The following is a 21,738-nucleotide window of genomic DNA, read 5'->3' as shown; positions in this document are numbered from 1 at the left end:
AAATATTATTTCAACGCTTTACCGGCAGATCCTAACTGCACACACGCCTCTACTACACGCTGAGCCATAGCTTTTTCGGCCTCACGACCCCAAGATCGAGGATCATACAGCTTCTTTTCTCCAACTTCACCGTCAATTTTCAAAACTGCATCATAATTACGGAACATATGCCCAGCAATTGCACGCGTAAAAGCATATTGCGTATCCGTGTCAATATTCATTTTCACTACGCCGTAACGTACAGCTTCCGCAATATCTTCAGGTTCCGAGCCCGAACCACCATGGAATACAAGCAAAAATGGCTTCTGAGACGCACCAAAAGAACGCGTATCACAAATAGATTGGTACCGCTTGTACACCTCTTGCTGAATCTCTTGGAGCAATTGCGGACGCAACTTCACCACTCCAGGCTTATACGCTCCATGAACGTTGCCAAAAGTAAACGCAGCCATATATCGACCACGCTCGCCTAAGCCCAATCTTTCCACAACTTGCATAGCATCTTCAGGAGTAGAATACAGGCGTTCGTCAATATCCGCACGATGGCCATCTTCTTCGCCACCAACTACGCCAATTTCAATCTCAAGAATAGTGCGCGCCCGCTGCGAAGCCTCAAGTAATTCTTGAGCAATATCCAAATTATGTTTCAGATTCACGGTAGAACCATCCCACATGTGCGATTGGAACAGCGGTTCCTCACCCCTTTTTACTTGCGCAGCCTCATGAGCAAGCAACGGACGCATCCAATCATCCAAGTAAGGCTCAGCGCAGTGATCCGTATGCAAGGCAACAGTAATATTCGGGTATTGCGCAGCAACTTCGTGCGCAAACTGAGCAAAAGCAATCGAGCCTACTACACGATTATTCACTGATTGACCGGAAAAATATGCTGACCCGCCAACTGACACTTGAATAATGCCATCGGACTCAGCTTCAGCGAAACCTTGCAACGCTGCATTAAGAGTTTGTGTGCTGGTAACATTAATAGCAGGATATGCGTAGCCGCCACGACTTGCTGAATCAAGCATGTGCGCATAACGTTCAACTGTTGCGATACTCATATTTTTATTATCCGCCTTCGTAAGCCACCTAGTTATATAACTACACAAAAACATTACATATACACTACATAAGTTAACTGCGAATAGTTATTTCGCTGGCGCGATTTGAAAAGTTACGTCACTAAATCGTTACGATACTATGCCATTGCGTTATTGCGATATTACACCACAATCCTAGTTATAACTACCCTAGTTATAAGTTATAACCACCCTAGTTATAACTTCAGGACTGCATTTGCTGGTGACGTTTCTTGGCTTCCGTAACCACAAATTCGTGATATTTTAAAGCAAGAGACGGATCCAAACCAGCCGCATCTGCGAGTTTTAGCAAGCGCTGCACTTGCTGCTCTTCACGCTTCATATCCGCAGGCGCAAAACCAGCCTCAGCTTTAATCTCGCCGACACGCTGAGTAATCTTAAAACGTTCAGCTAACAGCGCAATCACAGCGTTGTCAATATTATCAATCGATTGACGCAGCACAGAAATCTTCTCTGCAGCATCATTGCAACAAACAGAAGAAGAACCGTGTGCGTCAATCGTCGTATCAGCAAAATTACGCATAGTTAAATCGTAGAAAATCTTCTAATCGAAATACGTTTGCAAAACCATAGTAGTTTCGGTGCTAACAGGTACAATACGATGAATCGTATTAATAAGCTCCTCCAACTTGCTAGGAGTTGCAACGCGCACGACCAGCATGAAGCTCGGACTACCAGTAATCGAATAGCACGCCTCAATGCCTGGAATATCTCGCAATTTATTAGGAATCGTCGCTTCCTGACCGAAATCAAGCGGCGTAACAGACACAAATGCACTCACCGGCAAACCACGACGCTCGTAATCGATAAGAGCTCGATACCCGGTAATAACACCTTTGCGCTCAAGCTTTTGAACGCGCGATTGTACAGCGGAAACCGATAAACCTGAAGCTTTTGCCAAACGCGTCAACGTCGCTCGACCATCATGTTCAAGAATATCTACGATAACGGCATCAGTCGAATCCATAACCATAGCGTTATTTTCAACTTTATGAGGAGTTTCTGTCATGAGTCCTCCATTCTCCCACCGACGCAAAATTGAGATCCTCTTCTTGCGCTACCTTGCAGCCACCTTTATGTTACCGTATTTTTTACAGAAAAAGAACAGAATTATGTAAAAAAGTTACACCAACTTGAAAAAGTATATATTAAAAGCATTAACTTTGTGTTTCAATTTCGTTATTTTTCCACCATTACTGAAAATATGTACTATATTATTAAAAAACTTAGGAAAAACTATAACTTTATCGAAAAGTTTTATAAAAATAAAAAATTAAACTTTTCTTAGCAAGCAACTTGCATATAACGAAACAATAATCACAAAAATACAGGAGGACTTAACGATGGCAACAGTGGCAAAACACGCAACTGAAATACCCCGCTCCGGCATTCGAGACGTATTTGACCGCGTAGAACAAATACCAGACGCTATTTCTCTGTGCTTAGGTGAACCAGGCGAAACCGCATCGGCTCACATTGTTGAAGCAGCTTGCGCATCTTTACAAGCAGGAAAAACAAAATATACAGACGTGCTAGGCATACCAGAATTTCGTAAAGCCGCAATTGATTACACCAGTCGCGTAAAAGGCTTGCACTACGACGCAAACACGGAAATTCAAGCAGTCGACGGCGCTACTATCGGCTTATACCTGGCAATTAAGGCAGTAGTTGACCCAGGCGACGAAGTTATTATCCCTTCACCATACTTTACTTCTTACGACGCTGAAGTATTGATGTGCGACGCAACTCCAGTAACGGTTGCGCTTAAGCCCGAGCATGGTATGCACGTGAACGCCGAGGAAATTCGCAAAGCAATAACTCCTCGCACTCGCGCTATCATCATCAACTCTCCAGGAAATCCAACGGGCGCTGTTACCAGTGCTGAAGAACTCGCAGAAATCGCAAAACTTTGCCACGAATTTGATTTGTGGGTTATTTCTGACGAAGTTTACCACCCGTTTGTTTTTGCCAGCAGTCCTGAAACTGAACCCGTTGGCGATGCCGTAGCACCTTCTATTGCCGCAGCCGACGGCATGAAAGATCGCACTATTATTGTGGAAAGTTTGTCAAAAACATACGCAATGACTGGATGGAGAATAGGCTATATACTTGCGCCAAGTCATGTTATTGAGCAGACAAGTAAAATTGCGGAAATGATGCATTCCTCCGTAAATTCCACTGCTCAGTACGGCGCAGTGGCAGCACTTACAGGACCACAAGATCATGTGCGAGCAATGAGGGAAGAGTATCGCAAGAAACGACGCTTAGTTATGGAAGGCTTGGCAGATTGCGACGCTTTGCAGATGGTGGAACCTCAGGGAGCGTTCTACGCTTTTGTTGACGTACGTCCAACAGGTTTAAGTTCCCAAGAATTTAGTAGGAAACTTCTTGAAGAAGCAAAGGTTGCTGTAGTTCCAGGTGAAGCGTTTGGCGCAGAAGGAAGCGGTTTTGTGCGGCTTTCGTATGCTGGAAAAGAGGAAGATCTTCGAGAAGGCGTAGCGCGTATGCGTGCGTTTGCTGTAGCGCAAAGGGACGCACACGCGTAAAAAAACGAACGTTACGTTAGAGGTAACGTCTAAAAATAACATCTAAAATAACGTTTAAAAGTATGTCGCTGAACGTATATCTAAGTGTATATACGGCAACGAAATAAATTAAAAGCCCTTCTCAATGTTGATATTCAACTTGGTTTTCAACATCAAGAAGGGCTTTGCTGTATGTATTTACAAGTACTACAGCACGATTGCAAACTTACGCAACTGTTGGCGCAGAAGTACCAGTAGTTCCATTAGTCTGTTGCGTAATAGCCGCCAAAAAATCGCGATTTGACGCAGTTTTCTTCAAACGCGGAATCAAAGTCTGATAAGCCTGTTCTGGCTCAAGACCGCCAAATAGACGACGCAAACGATAAATAACTGGCAAATCTGCAGTAGGCGTAATCAACTCTTCGCGGCGCGTACCAGAAGCGTTAATATCAACAGCAGGGAACAATCGCTTATCCGCCAAATCACGGCTCAAACGCAACTCCATATTGCCGGTGCCCTTAAACTCTTCAAAGATAACCTCATCCATCTTCGAACCAGTTTCCACCAAAGCGGAAGAAATAATAGTCAAAGAGCCACCGTTTTCAATATTGCGTGCAGCACCAAAGAACTTCTTTGGCGGATACAACGCTTGGGCGTCAACACCACCAGAAAGAATACGGCCTGAAGCAGGAGCAGCAATATTGTAAGCACGTGCCAAACGCGTCATAGAATCAAGCAGCAACACAACATCCTGGCCGAGTTCCACCAAACGCTTAGCGCGCTCAATAGCCAGCTCAGCAACTGTAGTGTGATCCGTTGCAGGGCGATCAAAAGTAGAAGAAATAACCTCACCTTGAACCGTACGTTCCATATCGGTTACTTCTTCCGGACGTTCATCCACAAGTACCACCATCAAATGAACTTCAGGATTGTTGGTAGTGATAGCGTTAGCAATATTCTGCAACGTGATAGTCTTACCGGCCTTAGGCGGGGAAACAATCAAACCACGCTGACCCTTACCAATAGGAGCAATCAAATCTATTACGCGACCAAGCATACGATTAGCAGTAGTTTCCTGCTGAAGTCGCTCATTAGGATACAACGGCGTAAGCTTAGCAAATTGCGGACGTTGCTGCGATTCTTCCACGCTCATGCCGTTAATACTCTCAATAGACTGCAATGGAACAAACTTTTGTCGCTGATTACGACGATCACCATCACGAGGAGCGCGAATGTAGCCTTGTACAGCATCTCCCTTGCGCAGACCATACTTTTTAATTTGGCTCATAGATACGTACACATCGTTTGGCCCTGGCAAATAGCCAGAAGTGCGCACAAACGCGTACGATTCCAACACGTCAACAATACCGGCAACTGGAACTGATTCCTCTTGAGGCTCATCACGATGAGAGTCGCGAATGTCACGCTCGTCGCGACCATCGCGACTATCACGATCGAGACGAGAAGCACGGTCAAGACGATCTGCGCGACGATCATCACGGTCGTCCCTATCGTCGCGATCTGCACGATCCATGCGATCTAAACGATCGGCTCGATCAGCCCGATCAGCTCGATCGCCATAATCTGAACGCGTATCGTCATAATCGCGGCTACGCCCACGCAAACGACGCTGGAAACGGTCTGAACGATTACCTTGATCATCACGATCGAAATCACGAGCACCACCACGGGCGCGACGATCGTCAGAACGACCTTCTTCACCCGGCAATGTTGCCAAAATTTGGTCTAAATCACGAGAATCTGCACTGTCTGAACGCATACCGCGACCATTATCTCGCTCATCCATTGCGCGACGACGCTGGAACGCAGTATTACGACTATCATCATGGCGACGATTCTTAGCACGAGAATCTGAATCATCACGATAATGACGCTCGGAGGAAGCATCTGGAATCAAGTCTTCTAACGCTGCTACTTCGCTAGTATCATCTAATGATTCAACGTATTCGGTATTAGTACGAACGTCTGTTTTATTAGCACTCGTATTGTTGCGAGGTATGCGAACACTCACACCTGCAGGCGCTTCTCCCCCATTGCGCGCTGCATTAAGTGTAGCCAACAACTCAGGCTTGCGCATGGTAGACGTGCCACGCAAACCCATTTGCTTCGCAAGATCTTTCAACTCTGAGAGCTTCATTTTTTCAAGATTTTGGCTTGTTGCCACAATTTTGCCTTTCCTTAACTCACACGGAATAGACTACCGGTAAGCCTTTGTATGGAAGATTACGGAAAAATCCGTCACGAACCTGCTATCAATACACAATCATGCACATGACAGCAAACAGTATGTATGCTACTACAGCTCTGCGACGCTGTACAACTCGACGCGCCATAATTCACCATTATTTTACTAATTAAAACAACTCCACCGACACAACTTCACCTTCAAAACCGTTTCGTAACCAAATAAAAAGCTCAAGTCAAATAAAGAATAACTAAATAAACGCGAGTACAAGCGCTACTATAGGTTGTTTTACAACTTGTTTGGCGTGGCGCGAGTTTTGTGGGATTTCTCTCCTCAAACGTCCCGTCCTTCAGTCGCTCTGGTTGTTAAAGGTTCTAATGTCTGCTTCGTTCTCTATGAATGTTGCTCCATCAGTCCTCTTTTAGTTTTCGTAGAGAAATCCCCCAAACTCTGCGTGCTAATCGTTAATAACCGTGTCTATCGCCGAGATTTTTCGATTTTTCTTCTTCGCTCGACTTGTCAGTAGCCTGCGGCTCTGCGCGACGACCTGCCGAAGCGCTCAAAGCGTAGCGCGCGAAGGCAACTCGGAGCGGAAACTCGCTTAAGTTGGAAGTCCGGGGGACTTCCAACGCGAGTTTCGTAGCGAGCGCGTCGCAATCCGCGCGAGCGTCCTTCGCTCAGTGCGAAAAATCTCAAATCTCTACCACGCTAATATCCACACGACTGAATTACGGCGAAATTAGAATGCAATATAAACTATACAAGAAACGCCAATAACAGTGGGTCGAAGTTCACTATTATTGGCGTTACTTTACAAACATACGCACCTGACGTTCAACACTAATCAAGTGCGAAAACTAATTACTTCTTTTCGTGATAAGACTTTTCAGTATTCACCGACCAGACGTTTTCCTTAGAAGACGCTCCAGTGCGAATATCCTTCACAGCCTCAATTGCCGTCGCCATAGAATGGTCTTGGTTATTATAACGATGCTGACCATTTCGACCAACGCAATACAAATTACCAAAACCATCCAAGTACTTAATAAGTTCAGGCATCTGAGCATACGTATCAAAGTAAGCTGGGTAAGCCTTTGGCACACGCTCACGATGAGAATCGAGCACGTCTTCTTCACCGTTAATAACCTGCATGCGCGTCAACTCTTCAATAGCAGACTTACGAGCTTCTTCATCGCTCATATTCCAGAAGTCGTCGCCTTCCTCGCAGAAGTATTCAAGACCAATCCAAACCGTGTTGTCGACATCCTTAACAAGATACGGACTCCAGTTATTAAAGATTTGCAAACGACCAACCTTATAGCCAGGATCCTGCACATAAATCCAGCAATCTGGCACAATCGGCGGGTTACCAAGCGTTGGAATAGTAGTAGTATTGCGCAAACGCATACGCTTAACTAACAAACCAACCGTCACAAAGTCGCGATACGGCAAGCCCTTTGCAACTCGCTGCATTTCAGACGGAACCTCTGCCTTTGCATCTCCAGCAGCACCCTGTTCAAGAGCGGCAACCAAATCTTTAATAGGCATAGAAGAAATAAACTGATCCGCATGCAACTCAGAACGTTCACCGTTTGTGTCTTCAATGGTAACGCTCGAAATCTTACCGTCAGCCTGCTTAATTGCCACAACTTTAGCATCCGTTAAGACATGAGCACCCTGCTCGCGGCAGCGGCGTTCAACAGTCTCCCATAATTGCCCTGGACCAAGCTTTGGGTACCAGAATTCCTCGATAAGAGAAGTTTCAACTTCTTTCTTAGCGCCATTCTTCTTTGGCATCAACTTAGAGAATGCGTTTTTCAACACTTCTACAATGCTTAAGCCTTTAACGCGCTGAGCACCCCAATCCGCAGAAATCTGGCTTGGATGCCTACCCCAAAGCTTCTCAGTATAACCTTCGAAGAACATGGAATACAGCTTCTTACCAAAGCGATTAATGTAGAAGTTCTCAAGATTAGTTTCTGGAAGCTTATGAATCATTGACCACAAGTAACTAAAACCAACCTTCATGGTCAGTATAAAGCCCATAGAACGCAAGGTTGCAGCCGAAAGAGAAATTGGATAATCAAAGAAATGATGATTCCAGAAGATACGCGAAACGCGATGGCGCTTCAACATCACTTCATCCTCAACCTCAGGGTCAGGACCCCCAGCTTCCAAATCGTGGTGACGACCAAGCTTCTTATCGTCATACGACGGCGCACCCTGCAACGGCAACATATCTCGCCACCACTGCATAATGCGATCGTCTTTCGAGAAGAAACGGTGACCACCAATATCCATGCGATTACCGTTGTACTTCACAGTGCGTGAAATACCACCAAATTCGCGCGTAGCTTCGAGCACCGTTACGTCGTAACGCTCAGAGCCGCCATCTTTAACGAGTTCCCAAGCTGCCGTCAACCCTGCCGGCCCGCCGCCGATAATTACCACAGACTCCTTTGGAGATTGTGTATCCGTCACTTGTCCTCCATACCTTAATAGATCAATTTTTACAAAACACCTTTACGCGCCCTGCAAAATTTCTATATATCTTTATCGAGCATACGCGTATCACGCGATAGATTCAGGAATATCAATGTCAGTTTTCTGAACTTCCTCAACATTAACATCCTTAAAAGTTACGATGCGCACATTTTTTACAAAACGAGAAGGACGATACACGTCCCACACCCACGCGTCAGTAAGTTGCACGTCAAAATACACATCTTGGCCTGCAGAACGAACGTTAAAATCAACCTTGTTTGCTAAATAAAAACGACGCTCTGTCTCTACCACGTATGTAAACAATTTAATTACATCGCGATATTCTTTGTATAACGCAAGTTCAGCATCGGTTTCATAGTTATCAAGATCTTCTGCGCTCATTGCTTCCCTTCCGTATCGCGCTTACGGCCGCGTCCTATGATACGCCACCAAGCTCGTTTTGACGAAGCTTCTTCAGTATTGTTATTATACGGCCACGTTGCATCAACAGTATCTTGCTGTATCGGTATCGCTACAGAATGTTCGTGCGCACTCAACGCTTCAACAACTCCAGGATTATCCTCAATAACGTGCAATCCAAACGCATCAAGCGAACGAATAGCATCATACTCGTCAACAAGCGTATCCATAACAACAAAATCTTGATACTTCTGCTGGCCATCATCCCATAAAGCGTCGCGGGCGGTACCAGTTTTCATAAAACCAAGCGACTGATATACGGAAAGCGAACGCGCATTAGTCGCTGGGACACCAACCCAAATGCGGTGCAGACCAAGCCCGGTAGGAGCCGAGGCAAAACCGTATGTCATTACGCGAGGCATAGCGTCGCGAGAATAGCCACGGCCTCGATAATCTTTACCGAGCACTACCTGAATTCTTGCAGAACGAGACCATCCGTCAATGTCAATGAGGAAAATCATGCCAATAATGGCACCAGAAGTATTCTTAACATCATCTAAAACGTCAGGAACAATAGCCCAAGCAATCGTAGGACGAGACTGTGCGTCACCTGTAAAACGGCACAATTCCGACGGCTTCTCTTCCGGGAAACCACCATGAGACCATTGAACTGAACGCTCAACCCAAGCGTGAACTACGGCACGTTCCGCTTGCACATCTTTACCAGTAATCAACGAAGCGCCTTCAAACGCACACAACTCATCCATGCGTCGCAAATCGTCGTATGTTGCTGGACGAAGATGCGCCATCTCTCCTCGGATTGGAGGAATTACTATAGCTTTTGGTAACTCGCGAACGTTGTTAATACCGTCATTGGTTTGTTGCATACTCACCTACTTGTATCACGATTCTGAGTATATATGATACCAGAAAGAAGAAACCTGGACCTACGTGCTGCCAAAAAACGCCCACTCATAGTAAATGCTGCGCACTCACCACAAATAAGCAAAATCAATTGCATATTTGCAGCAAGCACGCAGTATTCATTTCCTCAAAACAAGCACTATATAAGACTATATAAGTGCCATATTATGCTTTAATTTTTGCCATCACAATCTTAGTAACGGCTTTAGCATCAGCCTGACCTTTAGTTGCACGCATAACAGCACCAATAATTGCGCCCATTGGCTTCATATTGCCAGCCTTAAGCTTTTCTGCAACTTCTGGGTCGGCCGCAAGAGCAGCGTCAACAGCGGCTTCCAAAGCACCGTCGTCGTTCATAACCTTGAATCCGTGCTTCTTAACAACTTCATCAGGCTTGCCCTCGCCAGCCAAAACGCAAGCAACAGTTTGCTTAGCGAGCTTATCGTTAAGATTGCCGTCTGCAATTAGCTTTTCAACTTCAGCCACATCTTGCGGAGTAATAGGCAACTCTTCCAAAGTCACGCCACGAGTGTTTGCTTCACGAGCAAGCTCACCGAGCCACCACTTCTTAGCGCCTGCTGCAGTTGCACCAGCCTTAACGGTTTCTTCAACCAAATCAAGAGCATCTGCGTTCAAAATATCGCGCATTTCAAGATCGCTAATACCCCATTCGCTTTGCAAACGGTTACGGCGTTCACGAGGCATTTCCGGCATTTCGGCCTTCATGCGCTCAATATGATCTTTCGTGATGTGAAGCATAACCAAATCAGGATCTGGGAAGTAACGGTAATCGTCAGCATCCGACTTCACACGACCGCCAGCAGTGGTTTGAGTTGCTTCATCCCAGTGACGAGTTTCCTGCAAAATCTCGCCGCCTTCGCTCAAAATAGCAGCCTGGCGACGAATCTCATATTGCAACGTCTTTTCAATACCACGGAACGTGTTCACATTCTTGGTTTCGGAACGCGTACCAAATGGATCAGTCGACTTGCGACGAAGCGAAACATTCACGTCAGCACGCATATTGCCCTGCTCCATACGAGCGTGGGAAATGTTGAGAGCGCGAACAATATCGCGAATAGCACGCATGTAAGCGCCGGCAATTTCTGGAGCGCGAGCGCCCGCACCTTCAATTGGCTTAGTTACAATCTCAATCAAAGGTACACCTGCGCGATTGTAATCAACCAAAGAGTGATTTGCGCCTTCGATTCGGCCGTCAGCGCCACCAACGTGAGTATTCTTACCAGCGTCATCCTCAATGTGAGCGCGTTCAATCGGCACGCGGAATACCGTGCCATCTTCAAGCTCAACATCCAAGTAACCGTTGCCATTAGTAGGCTTGTCGTACTGGGAAATCTGGTAGTCGCGAGGCATATCTGGGTAGAAGTAGTTCTTACGAGCGAACTGGCTCCACTCAGCAATTTCGCAATGCAACGCCAAACCGAGCTTAATAGCGTAATCAACTGCAGTCTTATTTAACACTGGCAAAGAACCTGGCAAACCAAGGCTCACAGGAGTTAGCTGCGTATTTGGTTCGCCACCAAACGATACTTCCGCCGGGCAGAACAGCTTAGTGCGCGTGCTCAACTCAACGTGGGTTTCCAAACCGAAAACTGGGTCAAATTGCTCCACAGCATCGGCATATTTCATAAGTTTTTCAGCCATGAGAATCCTTCTTACTTAAAGCTTTACTTCACTTTACTTAGCCAATGAATCGAGCCAACCAGCTTTAAGCGGCTTCCAAATTGGGCCGCCCCACTTTTCTTCGAGCGCTGCTTCCAACGCTGCTGCAGGCTTGTACATCTTCTCATCATGGCATTGCGGAGCAATAATCTGCATACCTACAGGCAAGCCATCGTCGCTTAAGCCAGCTGGGAGGCTCAAAGCTGGAACGCCAGCCATGTTTGCAGGAATCGTAGCAATATCGTTCATGTACATAGCAAGTGGATCGTTCATCTTCTCACCAAACTTAAACGCCGTTGTAGGGCTTGTTGGGGAAACGAGAACATCTACCTTCTTAAACGCTTCTTCAAAGTCACGAATAATAAGCGTACGAACCTTTTGTGCAGAGCCATACCACGCGTCATAGTAGCCGGCGGAAAGAGCATAAGTACCGAGAATAATACGGCGCTTTACTTCGTCGCCGAATCCAGCTTCACGAGTTGCAGCCATCATATTCGCAGCCGTCTGAGGCTTATCTGCTGGTGGCATTACGCGCAAACCGTAGCGCATGCCGTCGTAGCGAGCCAAGTTGGAGCTAACTTCCGAAGGCATAATAATGTAGTATGCAGCCAAAGAGTAAGGGAAATGAGGGCAGGAAACTTCCGTTACCTCTGCGCCCATATCCTTAAGTAATTGCACAGCTTCATTAAAGCGCGCTTCAACGCCTGGCTGGAAGCCGTCGCCACTAAGCTCCTTAACAAGACCAACCTTTACGCCCTTCAAATCACGGCGAGCGCCTTCGCGTGCTGCCTGAGCCATTGGAGGAACAGGAGCTGGAATAGAAGTAGAATCGCGCCTATCGTTGCCGCCGATAATCTCCTGCAAAAGCGCAGAGTCAAGAACGGTACGAGAAACAGGACCAATCTGATCCAAGGAACTTGCCATAGCGATTGCACCAAAGCGGCTAACACCACCGTAAGTTGGCTTTGCGCCAACAGTACCAGTTAAAGCACCAGGCTGGCGAATGGAACCGCCGGTATCCGTACCCAAAGCAATAGGAGCTTCGAAAGCAGCCACGGCCGCAGCAGAACCGCCGCCAGAACCGCCTGGAACGCGCTCAGTATCCCAAGGATTGCAGGTGGTTTGGTACGCGGAATGTTCAGTAGAAGAACCTTGAGCGAACTCATCCAAATTAGTCTTGCCAAGAATTGGCATGCCGGCTGCCTTGAGCTTTTCAATAACAGTAGCGTCGTAAGGCGGCACCCAACCTTCAAGAATCTTAGAAGCTGCAGTGGTTGGAATGCCCTTAGTAACAATCATGTCCTTGATTGCAATTGGCACACCAGCAAGCTCAGGTAAACCTTCAGCCTCGCCATTAGCATTCTTTTTATCAAAAGCATCTGCTTGCTCAAGCGCAATATCTGCAGAAACGTGCAAGAATGCTTTGATTTCTGGTTCAGCTGATTCAATTACAGCCAAATGAGCTTCCACCAGCTCGCGGCTAGAAACTTCCTTAGCTTTTACAGCCTTGGCCATCTCGGCAGCAGAAAGCTTCACTAAATCTTGAGTATTAGTCATGTTTTATTCCTCCCCCAAAATGCGAGGCGCCACAAACATGCCAGACTCACTTCGAGGAGCGCCAGAAAGCGCTTCTTCCTGAGTCAATGGTGTAGCAGGCTCATCTGGACGCAAATACGCTTCCAGAGGTACTGGATTTGCAGTAGGTGGCACATCTTCGCCAGCGACTTCCTGCACCTTATTAATAGATTCTGCAATGACGTTTAATTCGCCTTGCAAGCGACTAATTTCCTCGTCGCTTAAAGCAATCTGGGACAAAACACCCAAATGCTCAATTTCTTCGCGTGTGAATGTAGGCATAACCTCAACTATATGTGTGATGCGTGACCTTCGTTAGTAGAAAAAAGCAATGTGGATAAAAGCTTCACACGCATTATTGCAGCAACATTTTTTACTAAGTACAATGCGCATGTACGTTTGCTAATTTATATTTTGGGGGAAATTTTATATAACGCTACTTGCGCAAGAATAGTTAAAATAATGCGTACCGCATACGCGCCACGCAAAGGAAGATTATTACATACATTTTACATGTACTTTCACAAAATTATTACGTATATAAAATTACAAAATTCGCACTTCATACCATCGCAACACGCCGTAAGTCTAAAAATGATGTAATTACAAACTGTTGATATTTCAAGGATATTTAAACATTTGTTTGAAAAATGAAAAATTATTTTATGCAATTATCGCAAAATAAGAAAGTGTGTAATAATTGGGTGATGTGAGAAGCTGAAGCCTAATGCAGCGAAGCATATCATGCACTGAAGCACATAAAAATACAGCATCTCACTACAAGATAATAATCAAAAAATAACATAAAAATATAAAATTGAAGGACACATATGAAGAACACAAAGTTCTACCGTAATGCAGCAATGTTGTTGCTCGCGGGCGCAACTATTATCCCACAATGCTTAGCAGCACCAGCAATGGCCGCTCCTGCAGCTAAGGATTCTGAGCCAACCACATCTTGCGCAGTCAAGAAGGATTCTCTGAATAATTATTTGTGGGATTTGCAATACGATAAAACAAACATTCTCGCCCGTCATGGCGAAACCATTGACAACAAGTTCTCCAGCGACAGCTTCGACAAAGGCGGCGAATTCGTCGTCGTCGAACACCAAAAGAAGAACATCACCAATACAACTTCAAACTTGTCGGTTACTTCCGCCAACAATGATCGCGTATACCCAGGTGCCCTGTTCCGCGCTGACCAGAATTTGATGGACAATATGCCAAGCCTGATTTCCGCGAACCGCGCTCCAATCACATTGAGCGTTGATTTGCCAGGCTTCCACGGCGGCGAAAGTGCTGTAACTGTTCAGCGCCCAACTAAGAGCTCTGTAACTTCCGCAGTGAACAGCTTAGTTTCTAAGTGGAATGCACAGTATGCTGCAAGCCATCATGTGGCAGCTCGCATGCAGTACGATTCTGCAAGCGCACAAAGCATGAACCAGCTCAAAGCAAAGTTTGGTGCCGATTTCGCCAAGATTGGCGTTCCTCTGAAGATTGATTTCGATGCTGTGCACAAGGGCGAAAAGCAGACTCAAATTGTGAACTTCAAGCAGACCTACTACACCGTAAGTGTTGATGCTCCAGATAGCCCAGCCGACTTCTTCGCACCATGCACTACACCAGAAAGCTTGAAGAATCGCGGAATAGACAGCAAGCGTCCGCCAGTATATGTGTCCAACGTAGCCTATGGCCGTTCAATGTACGTAAAGTTCGACACCCGCAGCAAGAGCACTGATTTCCAGGCTGCTGTTGAAGCTGCAATCAAGGGCGTCGAAATCAAGCCAAACACCGAGTTCCATCGCATTTTGCAGAACACTTCTGTAACTGCTGTGATTCTCGGCGGCAGCGCTAACGGTGCAGCCAAGGTTGTTACTGGCAACATCGATACGTTGAAGGCTTTGATCCAGGAAGGCGCCAACTTAAGCACCTCCAGCCCAGCAGTTCCAATTGCTTACACCACTTCCTTCGTCAAGGATAACGAAGTAGCAACTTTGCAAACCAATAGCGATTACGTTGAAACCAAGGTTTCTTCCTACCGCGACGGCTACTTGACTTTGGATCACCGTGGAGCTTACGTAGCTCGTTACTACATCTACTGGGATGAGTATGGCACCGAAATTGACGGCACCCCTTACGTGCGTTCTCGCGCTTGGGAGGGCAACGGCAAGTATCGCACCGCTCACTTCAACACAACTATTCAGTTCAAGGGTAATGTGCGCAACCTCCGCATCAAGCTTGTTGAAAAGACTGGCTTGGCTTGGGAGCCATGGCGCACAGTGTATGACCGTTCTGATTTGCCACTGGTTCGCCAGCGCACGATCAAGAACTGGGGTACAACCTTGTGGCCACGCGTTGCTGAAACTGTGAAGAACGATTGATACTTATCACAATTTCAAAAGATAACTTAATAAAATAACTTAATAAAGATAACTAAATAATTGATAATTAAATATAAGTGAATACAATTAAGGGCTTTATCTTGTAGCCAGTTACGAGATAAAGCCCTTGTTTTATTTGTATTATTTATTTTATTTGCGAAATAAATATTATTTGCGAAATATTATTTAAATATTTTAGATATTTTAGATATTTTAAATATCGCGATGCTTTTCAATTACGTAGCCAATTGCGTACATAACTACACCCCAAGCGAGAACCACTAAACCGGACTGCCACCATGTAAAAACATATGCGTTTGGCGGAAGTTGCGGCCCAGAATTAGCGGATGCACCTAAGAATTGGCTTACAGCATTGCCTGGCAAAATCTGAATAAGTATTGAAGTCCACTTCGCAAAATTGCTTGCAAGCATAATAATGCTAACAATTGCCTGCAGAATCATCACGGCTCCAATAACGCACATAATTCCGCCAGCAGTTGACTTGCAAATCATGCCGAAACCATAGGCCATTGCTGCCACAACAACCATGATTGCAGGAGATCCAAGAAGCAGCATAAGCGGCAATTTCCACACGTTGCTTCCAGATAATCCGGAAATGTTATCTCCCATAAAAGCTAATTCTGCAGCAGCTAAAGAAACTGTCATTGCAATAAGTTGGGCTACAAAAACGTAGATTGCAACAGCAATAAACTTAGCAGTAAAGAACATACCCCTTTTAGGTACAGCCGTAAGAGAAGCCTGAATTGAAGTCGTAGAATGTTCCGCGGTTACAGCAAGCACTGCAAAAATCGCCAAAACAATCAAAGATATAGAAGCAAAACTAATAACTAAGCGGAAAATGCCTTCTTGAGATGCAATAAGGTCACTTTTATCGCTCGGTCCAACAGTAATCGCAGCACTTGATTTGCTACCAGCTGCACCATTGTTATTAACGTCAACTTTAGACATTGCTTTCTGCACAAGCGCGATAATAAAACTAAAAATTACTGGCAAAACAATTGTTAATGCCATGCACCACCACGTAGACGCAAGCCCACGCAACTTAACAATTTCAGATTTAAGCGTGTGCATAAATGTAAGGCGTAAGTGCTGAGCGTTCATGCTGCGGCCTGTTTTGTAAGAATTGCTCGCCGTATATTCAACAGCTTGTTCAATTTGCCCACTCATTTTGCGCTCCTTCCATCTACATATTGCGTTCCAGTCGCAGCAGTAGTATTTGGCAATGCTTTTGTTACGTACTGCTCCTGGCCGTGCGTAAGAGCCAAATACGCTTCCTCAAGCGAAGCGTGCTCTTGATTTAGCTGATATACCAAAATCTGATTATCCGCAATTTCGCGCGCAATCTGGTTGAGCTCGCAACCTGTTATTCTGAGTAGCTCGCCTTCTTGAACGTCTTCAGGAGTGCGGTTATCAGTCACAATCTTGCATTCAGGATTATTTTGAGCAAGCACAGACTTTAGTTTTTCGCCTTCTGGCGTTACTAAACGTATAGCATGCTGCGAATGTGCGTCAACAAAATCTTGTACTGTTGTGCGCTCCAAAATTTCGCCATGAGCAATAATAACTAAGTTATCTGCAGTTAACGCAACTTCGCTCATTAAGTGCGAACTAAGTAGTATTGCTCTGCCTTCGCTTGCGTAATACCTGCATAATTCGCGAACCCACTTAACGCCTTCTGGGTCTAGGCCGTTAATTGGCTCGTCCAAAATAAGATTGTGCGGATCCGCTAAAAGTGCCGCAGCAATCGAAAGACGCTGGCTCATACCGAGCGAGAAGGATCCCGCTTTGCGGGTTTTTACGCTAGTTAAACCAGTAATATCAATCACTTCGTCAACGCGCTTTTTTGATATTCCGTGAGTTAAAGCGAGTGAATACAAGTGATTGTACGCCGTTCGGCCTCTGTGAGCAGACTTTGCGTCAAGAACTGCGCCAACTTCCGTCATTGGAGAGGCAATTTTTGCGTAAGGTTTGCCGTCAATAAGAGAAGTGCCGCTATTTGCATGAATAAGGTTTAATGCGCAACGCATTGTGGTAGATTTACCAGCGCCATTAGGGCCTAAAAAGCCCGTGACTTTGCCGTCTTCAGCGACGAAAGAAACGTCGTTAAGCGCTGTTTTTGCGCCGAAACGCTTTGTAATATGTTGGAATTCTAACATAGCTTAACAGTATCACAAATAAAAAAAATACACATTAAATGTAAGCGTTTATGAGTACAGGCTGCTGCGTTTTGTAATGCGATTGTTTGTTTATATTCGCTTGTTTATAGCTTGTATCAGCAATTTGGTACTGCATGCTGCGCAATCCATGCGTGCATGGAAACAGCCGCAGCAGCTCCTGCGTTTAGCGAGCGAACAGAGCCAAATTGCGAAATATAAACAACGTCATCCGCCATTTCTAACGCTTTTTTAGAAAGACCTGGACCTTCCGCACCAAAAAGCATAAGGCAACGTTTAGGGAACTTGTAGTTTTCCATAGCAACAGCGCCCGGAATAATATCTAGCGCTATAACGCGAGCGTTTTTAGCGTCTTGTTCCTTAATATTTGCGATTTTTTCGGCTTCTTTATTGCCTTCTGCTTGTACTTTAAGCAAAAGTTGATGCGCTTCTTCTGCTTCTTTAAGCATATTTTCGCGCCAATTAGTTACTAGAGTTTCAATAGTTGGGCAGCACTCAACGTATTGGTATAGCTCGGTCATTAACGAGCCTTTACGATTCCATTTATGAGGCCCTACGATATACACTTTTTTCGCAGTAAACGCGTTTGCAGTGCGAACCATAGAGCCTATGTTAAAATCGTGAGTCCAATTTTCTACAGCTACTTCAAACTCATGGCGGCCTTTAGAATCGAGATCCGCTTTTATGGATTCTACTTTCCAGTACCGGTAACGGTCTAAAACGTTACGCTGGTCGCCTTCGTCTAGTAATTCAGTGCTAAACCGCGCATCATAATTTGGCGATTCTGGATTATCTGGACGAGGCTCACCTGGATGTTCTTCTTCCCATGGGCCAACTCCTATAGGTCGGAATTCTGGCTCATCGGAAGCTTTTGCAGCCAAAGTAATTGGATTCGGTTCGTGCATGTGTGAGTTTTGCTCCACTTAAAGTATTAATTTGCGCTTAGTCTGGGCAATTAGTCTTTGCGATTAGTCTTTGCACCCGTCTGTTGCGCAATCGCCTGTGCAACTTGACTTGCAGTGACCGCCACAGCAGTTGTCTTCACAGCAAGGCTCAGTGCAACCATCATGAGCGCAATCACCCGTGCACTCTACTTTGCAATGGCCACCACAGCAATTGTCTTCACAGCAAGGCTCAGTGCAACCATCGTTAGCGCAATCGCCAGTGCATTTAACCTCACAATGACCACCGCAGCAATTGTCTTCACAGCAAGGCTCAGTGCAGCCATCGTTAGCACAATCACCCGTGCATTTAACCTCGCAGTGACCGCCACAGCAATGATCGTTGCAGCAATCTTCGTGATCTGCATCTGCACGTAATTTTTCTTCATCGAAAGCTTGAACAAATGCCATTTTAGTACTCTCCTCACTTATTGGATTTACTAATTGAAGATGCCTTGTGCCTTGTTCGTCGGCGTCAACACCACCAATTAATGCAACTATAGCAAGAATTTGCGCGCCTTGCTGATTAACAATGCCAAAATCAAGACTTAATTCATTTCCGTGTCGTAAAGTCACAAGCGAAGAAGTTTGAACATACGATTTTTCAGAGAGCCAAGAGTCAAGTAACAATACTCGCTTGCCTTTAACAGACGGACCTTTTGTTGCAGGAAAAACAAAATCCATAACGAAGCCGTCGAGTGCAATTCCTTTACGTTCTGCAGCATGAATAAGTGCAAAAACCATTGGCACTGCAGCAGCAGTTAACGCTCCAACTGCGTCAACATCGCGTTCTAACGAATACCCAGCTTTCTCAATTGCATCAAAAAGAACATCACCAACCAACTTGGAGCCGCGCTGATTAAAAGTAACAGAAAACAGTTCACTAAATGGTTTCACACTCATATCCGCACAAAGCATGCGCTTAAGTTCCGCACGCTCTTCTTGTAATTCCGTCATTATTACACTCCTTAGCATTTAGAGTTCTTCAATTTTTGATGCTTTGATGTTTTTATGCTTAACGATCTTCTACTGATACTTCCGGAGCGCTCAGCTCTTTAACATCAGCTTTATCAGAGTCAATAAGATCTATTGAAGCAATAACTTTACTTTGATCTAACTTCTGAAGTTTACGCGCTGTTACCAACACTCGCGACTCAAGCGAAGAAGCAAACTTATTGTAAGCCGCAACCGTTCTTGCCAAAGATACGCCAAGCTTTGAAGCGTTTTCTCCAAGAACCGCAAAGCGATCGTACAATTCTCGAGATAAATCAAAAAGTTCTTTTGCATCATCTGTAAGACTTTGCTGCTGCCATGCGTACGCAACAGACTTAAGCACGGCCCACAAAGTAACTGGGGAAGTGAGTGCTACTTTTTGCGCAAAAGCATCATCCATAAGCGTCGGGTCCGCCTCAAGAGCTGCCTGAAGCAACGCTTCGTTTGGAATAAATGCAACTACAAAATCTGGTGCTGTTTCAAAAGCTTGCCAATATGCTTTAGCTCCCAATACTCTAACGTGTTCTCGCAAAGCCTTAGCGTGCGCTTTTAGAAGCTCACTCCTTCTAGCCAATTCTTCGTCACTCGCATTATCTGGAATTTCACAAGCGCGCTGATAATCCGCATACGGAACTTTTGCATCAACTGGAATTGTTTTGCCTCCTGGCAGATGCACAACCATATCCGGCCTCTGCTGCTCGCCATTTACTCCAGTTACAACAACCTGCGTATCAAAATCAACATGTTCAAGCAAGCCTGCGGATTCCACAATATTCTTTAGTTGAGCCTCGCCCCAAGCTCCGCGAACCTTGTTATTTCGCAATGCTGCAGAAAGCGAACTTGTTTCGCGGTCAAGCCTTGTTTGCTGCTCGCTTAAGCCTTTAAGCTGAGTGCTCAGCACACCCATTTCTTGTTTGCGTCCTTCTTCAATCTGCGAAACTTTATTCTTCAGAGCTTCAAGATTGTCTTTTACTGGAGCAAGCGCTTCCAAGACTTTACCTTGCTCTTTCAAAGTTTTTTCACGATTTAACCGTTCGCGTTCTTCTCGCTCTGCACGCAATTGTTCTTCGCGATTCACTCGCAATTGTTCTGCTTGCTGCGCTTTTAACAACTCAGACTCAACAAATTTCAATCGCTCAGCAAGCTGCTCTGCTTGTGTGCGATATCGTATAGCCTGATTGCCATTTTCTTGTGCTTGAGCGCGCGCTTGTTCATACTGCGAGCGTAATTCGTTAAATTCGCGCTGGTTTACGCCATTAGCGCCTTGCGTTCCAGAGTTGTGCTTAACAATAGCCAGCACAATAACAGCGGTTATTGCTACAGCAACCACCATTAAAACAAGCATCACAATATTATCGAACATACGTTCTATTAAACACTATTGAGTTGACTTTTGAAATATAATTAGACACGTCTTTTAAGCGCGTTCAAAATAAAGCAATCCACGTCCGCACGTGCCGCTCCATAGGCAAACTGCAATTATAGTAAGCACAACAATGACGTATAACAATATGGATTGTCCAGGAATTACAGGCAAAGTTCCAGAAGGATACCATCGCAAAATCAACCCAATTTTACTTTGCAAACCTTGTGTGGCAATGTTCATCACCGCTAAAAAGACGCCAAATGCAAGGCCGTAAAACCTTCCAAAACATGCTAATCCAATCATTATTAGCACAATATCAATCCACGCATTACCTAAAATCATCTGCAATGTACTCAATAACTGCAAGTCAATTATACGAACAATTAACACTGAAGCGCCAAATGAAACAAACAAACACAATAAAGCAGCACTCAATGCATATATTCGCAGCCTTTTCATCACGAAACGTTCCCACGATACCATAATCGGAGCAAGGCAAACGAATGCCGTGGTAATAAACCCAACTACAATAACTTCATACAGAGGAACAACAAAATTAACAACACTACTACCGGATTGACATTGGAACGTTATACCTTCTACCGCATTATGCACATTAGCAGAATCCGGCAAACAAATATAACCAACATAAACTGGCAACTGCGTTACCAATGATCTGAATATAACAAGCATTAAAGAGGGAAGTACTACGGACAATAAAATTGCAACGATTGCAACAATATAATGCCTACCTTCAAGCCAAGCGCGAAAATTATTTTTCATGCTTATCACCAAGTTCCGATAAGACTTGTTGTGGAGTTATGCGGCATTGATTAAGTTCTTTAACATGATTTTTTACAAATTGTTTCAGCTTAGCATCATCAGCATTATTAATACTCATAGCCACTTTATCGTTTGCTTCACCTGGAATAAATCCATATGACC

The 21,738-nt window shown here is 45.1% G+C and carries 18 protein-coding genes; 2 read left to right on the top strand and 16 right to left on the bottom strand.

Annotated elements, in window-relative coordinates:
- Positions 1 to 5: 5 nt before the first annotated feature.
- The 3 genes from fbaA to AXE77_RS03275 all read right to left on the bottom strand — a co-directional run bounded on the left by fbaA (position 6) and on the right by AXE77_RS03275 (position 2,109).
- The gene (gene fbaA, locus AXE77_RS03285; RefSeq protein ID WP_116712136.1) at positions 6 to 1,061 is read right to left on the bottom strand and encodes a class II fructose-bisphosphate aldolase; all 1,056 of its coding nucleotides are present in this window, start codon (positions 1,059 to 1,061) and stop codon (positions 6 to 8) included.
- Positions 1,062 to 1,284: 223 nt separating this feature from the next.
- A complete protein-coding gene (locus AXE77_RS03280; protein WP_116712135.1) occupies positions 1,285 to 1,623 on the bottom strand; it encodes a chorismate mutase in 339 nt (112 codons plus the stop codon).
- Positions 1,624 to 1,644: 21 nt separating this feature from the next.
- The gene (locus AXE77_RS03275; RefSeq protein ID WP_116712134.1) at positions 1,645 to 2,109 is read right to left on the bottom strand and encodes an Lrp/AsnC family transcriptional regulator; all 465 of its coding nucleotides are present in this window, start codon (positions 2,107 to 2,109) and stop codon (positions 1,645 to 1,647) included.
- A 334-nt stretch (positions 2,110 to 2,443) separates the two neighbouring features.
- Between AXE77_RS03275 and AXE77_RS03270 the strand changes: the two genes are divergently transcribed.
- Positions 2,444 to 3,646, top strand: coding sequence for a pyridoxal phosphate-dependent aminotransferase (locus AXE77_RS03270; protein WP_116712133.1), 1,203 nt, complete (start codon positions 2,444 to 2,446; stop codon positions 3,644 to 3,646).
- Positions 3,647 to 3,851: 205 nt separating this feature from the next.
- Here AXE77_RS03270 and rho read toward each other — a convergent pair whose 3' ends face one another.
- The 7 genes from rho to gatC all read right to left on the bottom strand — a co-directional run bounded on the left by rho (position 3,852) and on the right by gatC (position 13,199).
- The gene (rho, locus tag AXE77_RS03265) at positions 3,852 to 5,810 is read right to left on the bottom strand and encodes a transcription termination factor Rho (protein WP_116712132.1); all 1,959 of its coding nucleotides are present in this window, start codon (positions 5,808 to 5,810) and stop codon (positions 3,852 to 3,854) included.
- 882 nt (positions 5,811 to 6,692) lie between these two features.
- Positions 6,693 to 8,312, bottom strand: coding sequence for an NAD(P)/FAD-dependent oxidoreductase (locus tag AXE77_RS03255; RefSeq protein WP_116712131.1), 1,620 nt, complete (start codon positions 8,310 to 8,312; stop codon positions 6,693 to 6,695).
- Between the two features lie 90 nt (positions 8,313 to 8,402).
- Complete coding sequence (locus AXE77_RS03250; protein ID WP_004105898.1) at positions 8,403 to 8,717, bottom strand: DUF2469 domain-containing protein; 315 nt, start codon at positions 8,715 to 8,717, stop codon at positions 8,403 to 8,405.
- Positions 8,714 to 9,622: a GNAT family N-acetyltransferase gene (locus AXE77_RS03245; protein ID WP_116712130.1), complete on the bottom strand. Its 909-nt coding sequence runs from the start codon at positions 9,620 to 9,622 to the stop codon at positions 8,714 to 8,716. The genes AXE77_RS03250 and AXE77_RS03245 overlap by 4 nt, the downstream gene beginning before the upstream one ends.
- 202 nt (positions 9,623 to 9,824) lie before the next feature.
- Complete coding sequence (gene gatB, locus AXE77_RS03240) at positions 9,825 to 11,324, bottom strand: Asp-tRNA(Asn)/Glu-tRNA(Gln) amidotransferase subunit GatB (RefSeq protein WP_116712129.1); 1,500 nt, start codon at positions 11,322 to 11,324, stop codon at positions 9,825 to 9,827.
- Between the two features lie 33 nt (positions 11,325 to 11,357).
- A complete protein-coding gene (gatA, locus tag AXE77_RS03235; protein WP_116712128.1) occupies positions 11,358 to 12,899 on the bottom strand; it encodes an Asp-tRNA(Asn)/Glu-tRNA(Gln) amidotransferase subunit GatA in 1,542 nt (513 codons plus the stop codon).
- Positions 12,900 to 12,902: 3 nt separating this feature from the next.
- Positions 12,903 to 13,199, bottom strand: coding sequence for an Asp-tRNA(Asn)/Glu-tRNA(Gln) amidotransferase subunit GatC (gene gatC, locus AXE77_RS03230; protein WP_004114131.1), 297 nt, complete (start codon positions 13,197 to 13,199; stop codon positions 12,903 to 12,905).
- Between the two features lie 548 nt (positions 13,200 to 13,747).
- Between gatC and vly the strand changes: the two genes are divergently transcribed.
- Positions 13,748 to 15,298, top strand: a complete 1,551-nt coding sequence (gene vly / locus AXE77_RS03225; RefSeq protein ID WP_116712127.1) for a cholesterol-dependent cytolysin vaginolysin — start codon at positions 13,748 to 13,750, stop codon at positions 15,296 to 15,298.
- Positions 15,299 to 15,511: 213 nt separating this feature from the next.
- Here the strand turns inward: vly and AXE77_RS03220 are convergent, their stop codons facing one another.
- The 6 genes from AXE77_RS03220 to AXE77_RS03195 all read right to left on the bottom strand — a co-directional run bounded on the left by AXE77_RS03220 (position 15,512) and on the right by AXE77_RS03195 (position 21,576).
- Entirely contained in the window at positions 15,512 to 16,486 is a 975-nt protein-coding gene (locus AXE77_RS03220; RefSeq protein WP_116712126.1) for an ABC-2 transporter permease, read from the bottom strand.
- Positions 16,483 to 17,475 (bottom strand): ATP-binding cassette domain-containing protein, encoded by a 993-nt coding sequence (locus tag AXE77_RS03215; RefSeq protein WP_116712125.1) that lies wholly within the window; start codon positions 17,473 to 17,475, stop codon positions 16,483 to 16,485. The genes AXE77_RS03220 and AXE77_RS03215 overlap by 4 nt, the downstream gene beginning before the upstream one ends.
- A gap of 116 nt (positions 17,476 to 17,591) precedes the next feature.
- Entirely contained in the window at positions 17,592 to 18,398 is an 807-nt protein-coding gene (locus AXE77_RS03210; RefSeq protein WP_116712124.1) for a TrmH family RNA methyltransferase, read from the bottom strand.
- A 63-nt stretch (positions 18,399 to 18,461) separates the two neighbouring features.
- Positions 18,462 to 19,391, bottom strand: coding sequence for a type I phosphoribosyltransferase (locus AXE77_RS03205; protein ID WP_116712123.1), 930 nt, complete (start codon positions 19,389 to 19,391; stop codon positions 18,462 to 18,464).
- Between the two features lie 58 nt (positions 19,392 to 19,449).
- Positions 19,450 to 20,790 (bottom strand): DNA recombination protein RmuC, encoded by a 1,341-nt coding sequence (locus AXE77_RS03200; RefSeq protein ID WP_116712122.1) that lies wholly within the window; start codon positions 20,788 to 20,790, stop codon positions 19,450 to 19,452.
- Between the two features lie 54 nt (positions 20,791 to 20,844).
- Positions 20,845 to 21,576: a hypothetical protein gene (locus AXE77_RS03195; protein WP_116712121.1), complete on the bottom strand. Its 732-nt coding sequence runs from the start codon at positions 21,574 to 21,576 to the stop codon at positions 20,845 to 20,847.
- Positions 21,577 to 21,738: the final 162 nt, after the last annotated feature.

The organism is Gardnerella massiliensis, assembly GCF_003408845.1.
Lineage (GTDB): Bacteria > Actinomycetota > Actinomycetes > Actinomycetales > Bifidobacteriaceae > Bifidobacterium > Bifidobacterium vaginale_H.
The sequence above is the reverse complement of the archived record's forward strand: the minus strand, read 5'-3'. Positions and strand labels throughout refer to the sequence as shown.

What these genes read in the sequence shown, in the direction of transcription:
- fbaA (WP_116712136.1), bottom strand. Translation starts at nt 1,061, where the DNA reads ATGAGTATCGCAACAGTTGAACGTTATGCGCACATGCTTGATTCAGCA.
- AXE77_RS03280 (WP_116712135.1), bottom strand. Translation starts at nt 1,623, where the DNA reads ATGCGTAATTTTGCTGATACGACGATTGACGCACACGGTTCTTCTTCT.
- AXE77_RS03275 (WP_116712134.1), bottom strand. Translation starts at nt 2,109, where the DNA reads ATGACAGAAACTCCTCATAAAGTTGAAAATAACGCTATGGTTATGGAT.
- AXE77_RS03270 (WP_116712133.1), top strand. Translation starts at nt 2,444, where the DNA reads ATGGCAACAGTGGCAAAACACGCAACTGAAATACCCCGCTCCGGCATT.
- AXE77_RS03250 (WP_004105898.1), bottom strand. Translation starts at nt 8,717, where the DNA reads ATGAGCGCAGAAGATCTTGATAACTATGAAACCGATGCTGAACTTGCG.
- AXE77_RS03245 (WP_116712130.1), bottom strand. Translation starts at nt 9,622, where the DNA reads ATGCAACAAACCAATGACGGTATTAACAACGTTCGCGAGTTACCAAAA.
- gatB (WP_116712129.1), bottom strand. Translation starts at nt 11,324, where the DNA reads ATGGCTGAAAAACTTATGAAATATGCCGATGCTGTGGAGCAATTTGAC.
- gatA (WP_116712128.1), bottom strand. Translation starts at nt 12,899, where the DNA reads ATGACTAATACTCAAGATTTAGTGAAGCTTTCTGCTGCCGAGATGGCC.
- gatC (WP_004114131.1), bottom strand. Translation starts at nt 13,199, where the DNA reads ATGCCTACATTCACACGCGAAGAAATTGAGCATTTGGGTGTTTTGTCC.
- vly (WP_116712127.1), top strand. Translation starts at nt 13,748, where the DNA reads ATGAAGAACACAAAGTTCTACCGTAATGCAGCAATGTTGTTGCTCGCG.
- AXE77_RS03220 (WP_116712126.1), bottom strand. Translation starts at nt 16,486, where the DNA reads ATGAGTGGGCAAATTGAACAAGCTGTTGAATATACGGCGAGCAATTCT.
- AXE77_RS03215 (WP_116712125.1), bottom strand. Translation starts at nt 17,475, where the DNA reads ATGTTAGAATTCCAACATATTACAAAGCGTTTCGGCGCAAAAACAGCG.
- AXE77_RS03210 (WP_116712124.1), bottom strand. Translation starts at nt 18,398, where the DNA reads ATGCACGAACCGAATCCAATTACTTTGGCTGCAAAAGCTTCCGATGAG.
- AXE77_RS03205 (WP_116712123.1), bottom strand. Translation starts at nt 19,391, where the DNA reads ATGACGGAATTACAAGAAGAGCGTGCGGAACTTAAGCGCATGCTTTGT.
- AXE77_RS03200 (WP_116712122.1), bottom strand. Translation starts at nt 20,790, where the DNA reads ATGTTCGATAATATTGTGATGCTTGTTTTAATGGTGGTTGCTGTAGCA.
- AXE77_RS03195 (WP_116712121.1), bottom strand. Translation starts at nt 21,576, where the DNA reads ATGAAAAATAATTTTCGCGCTTGGCTTGAAGGTAGGCATTATATTGTT.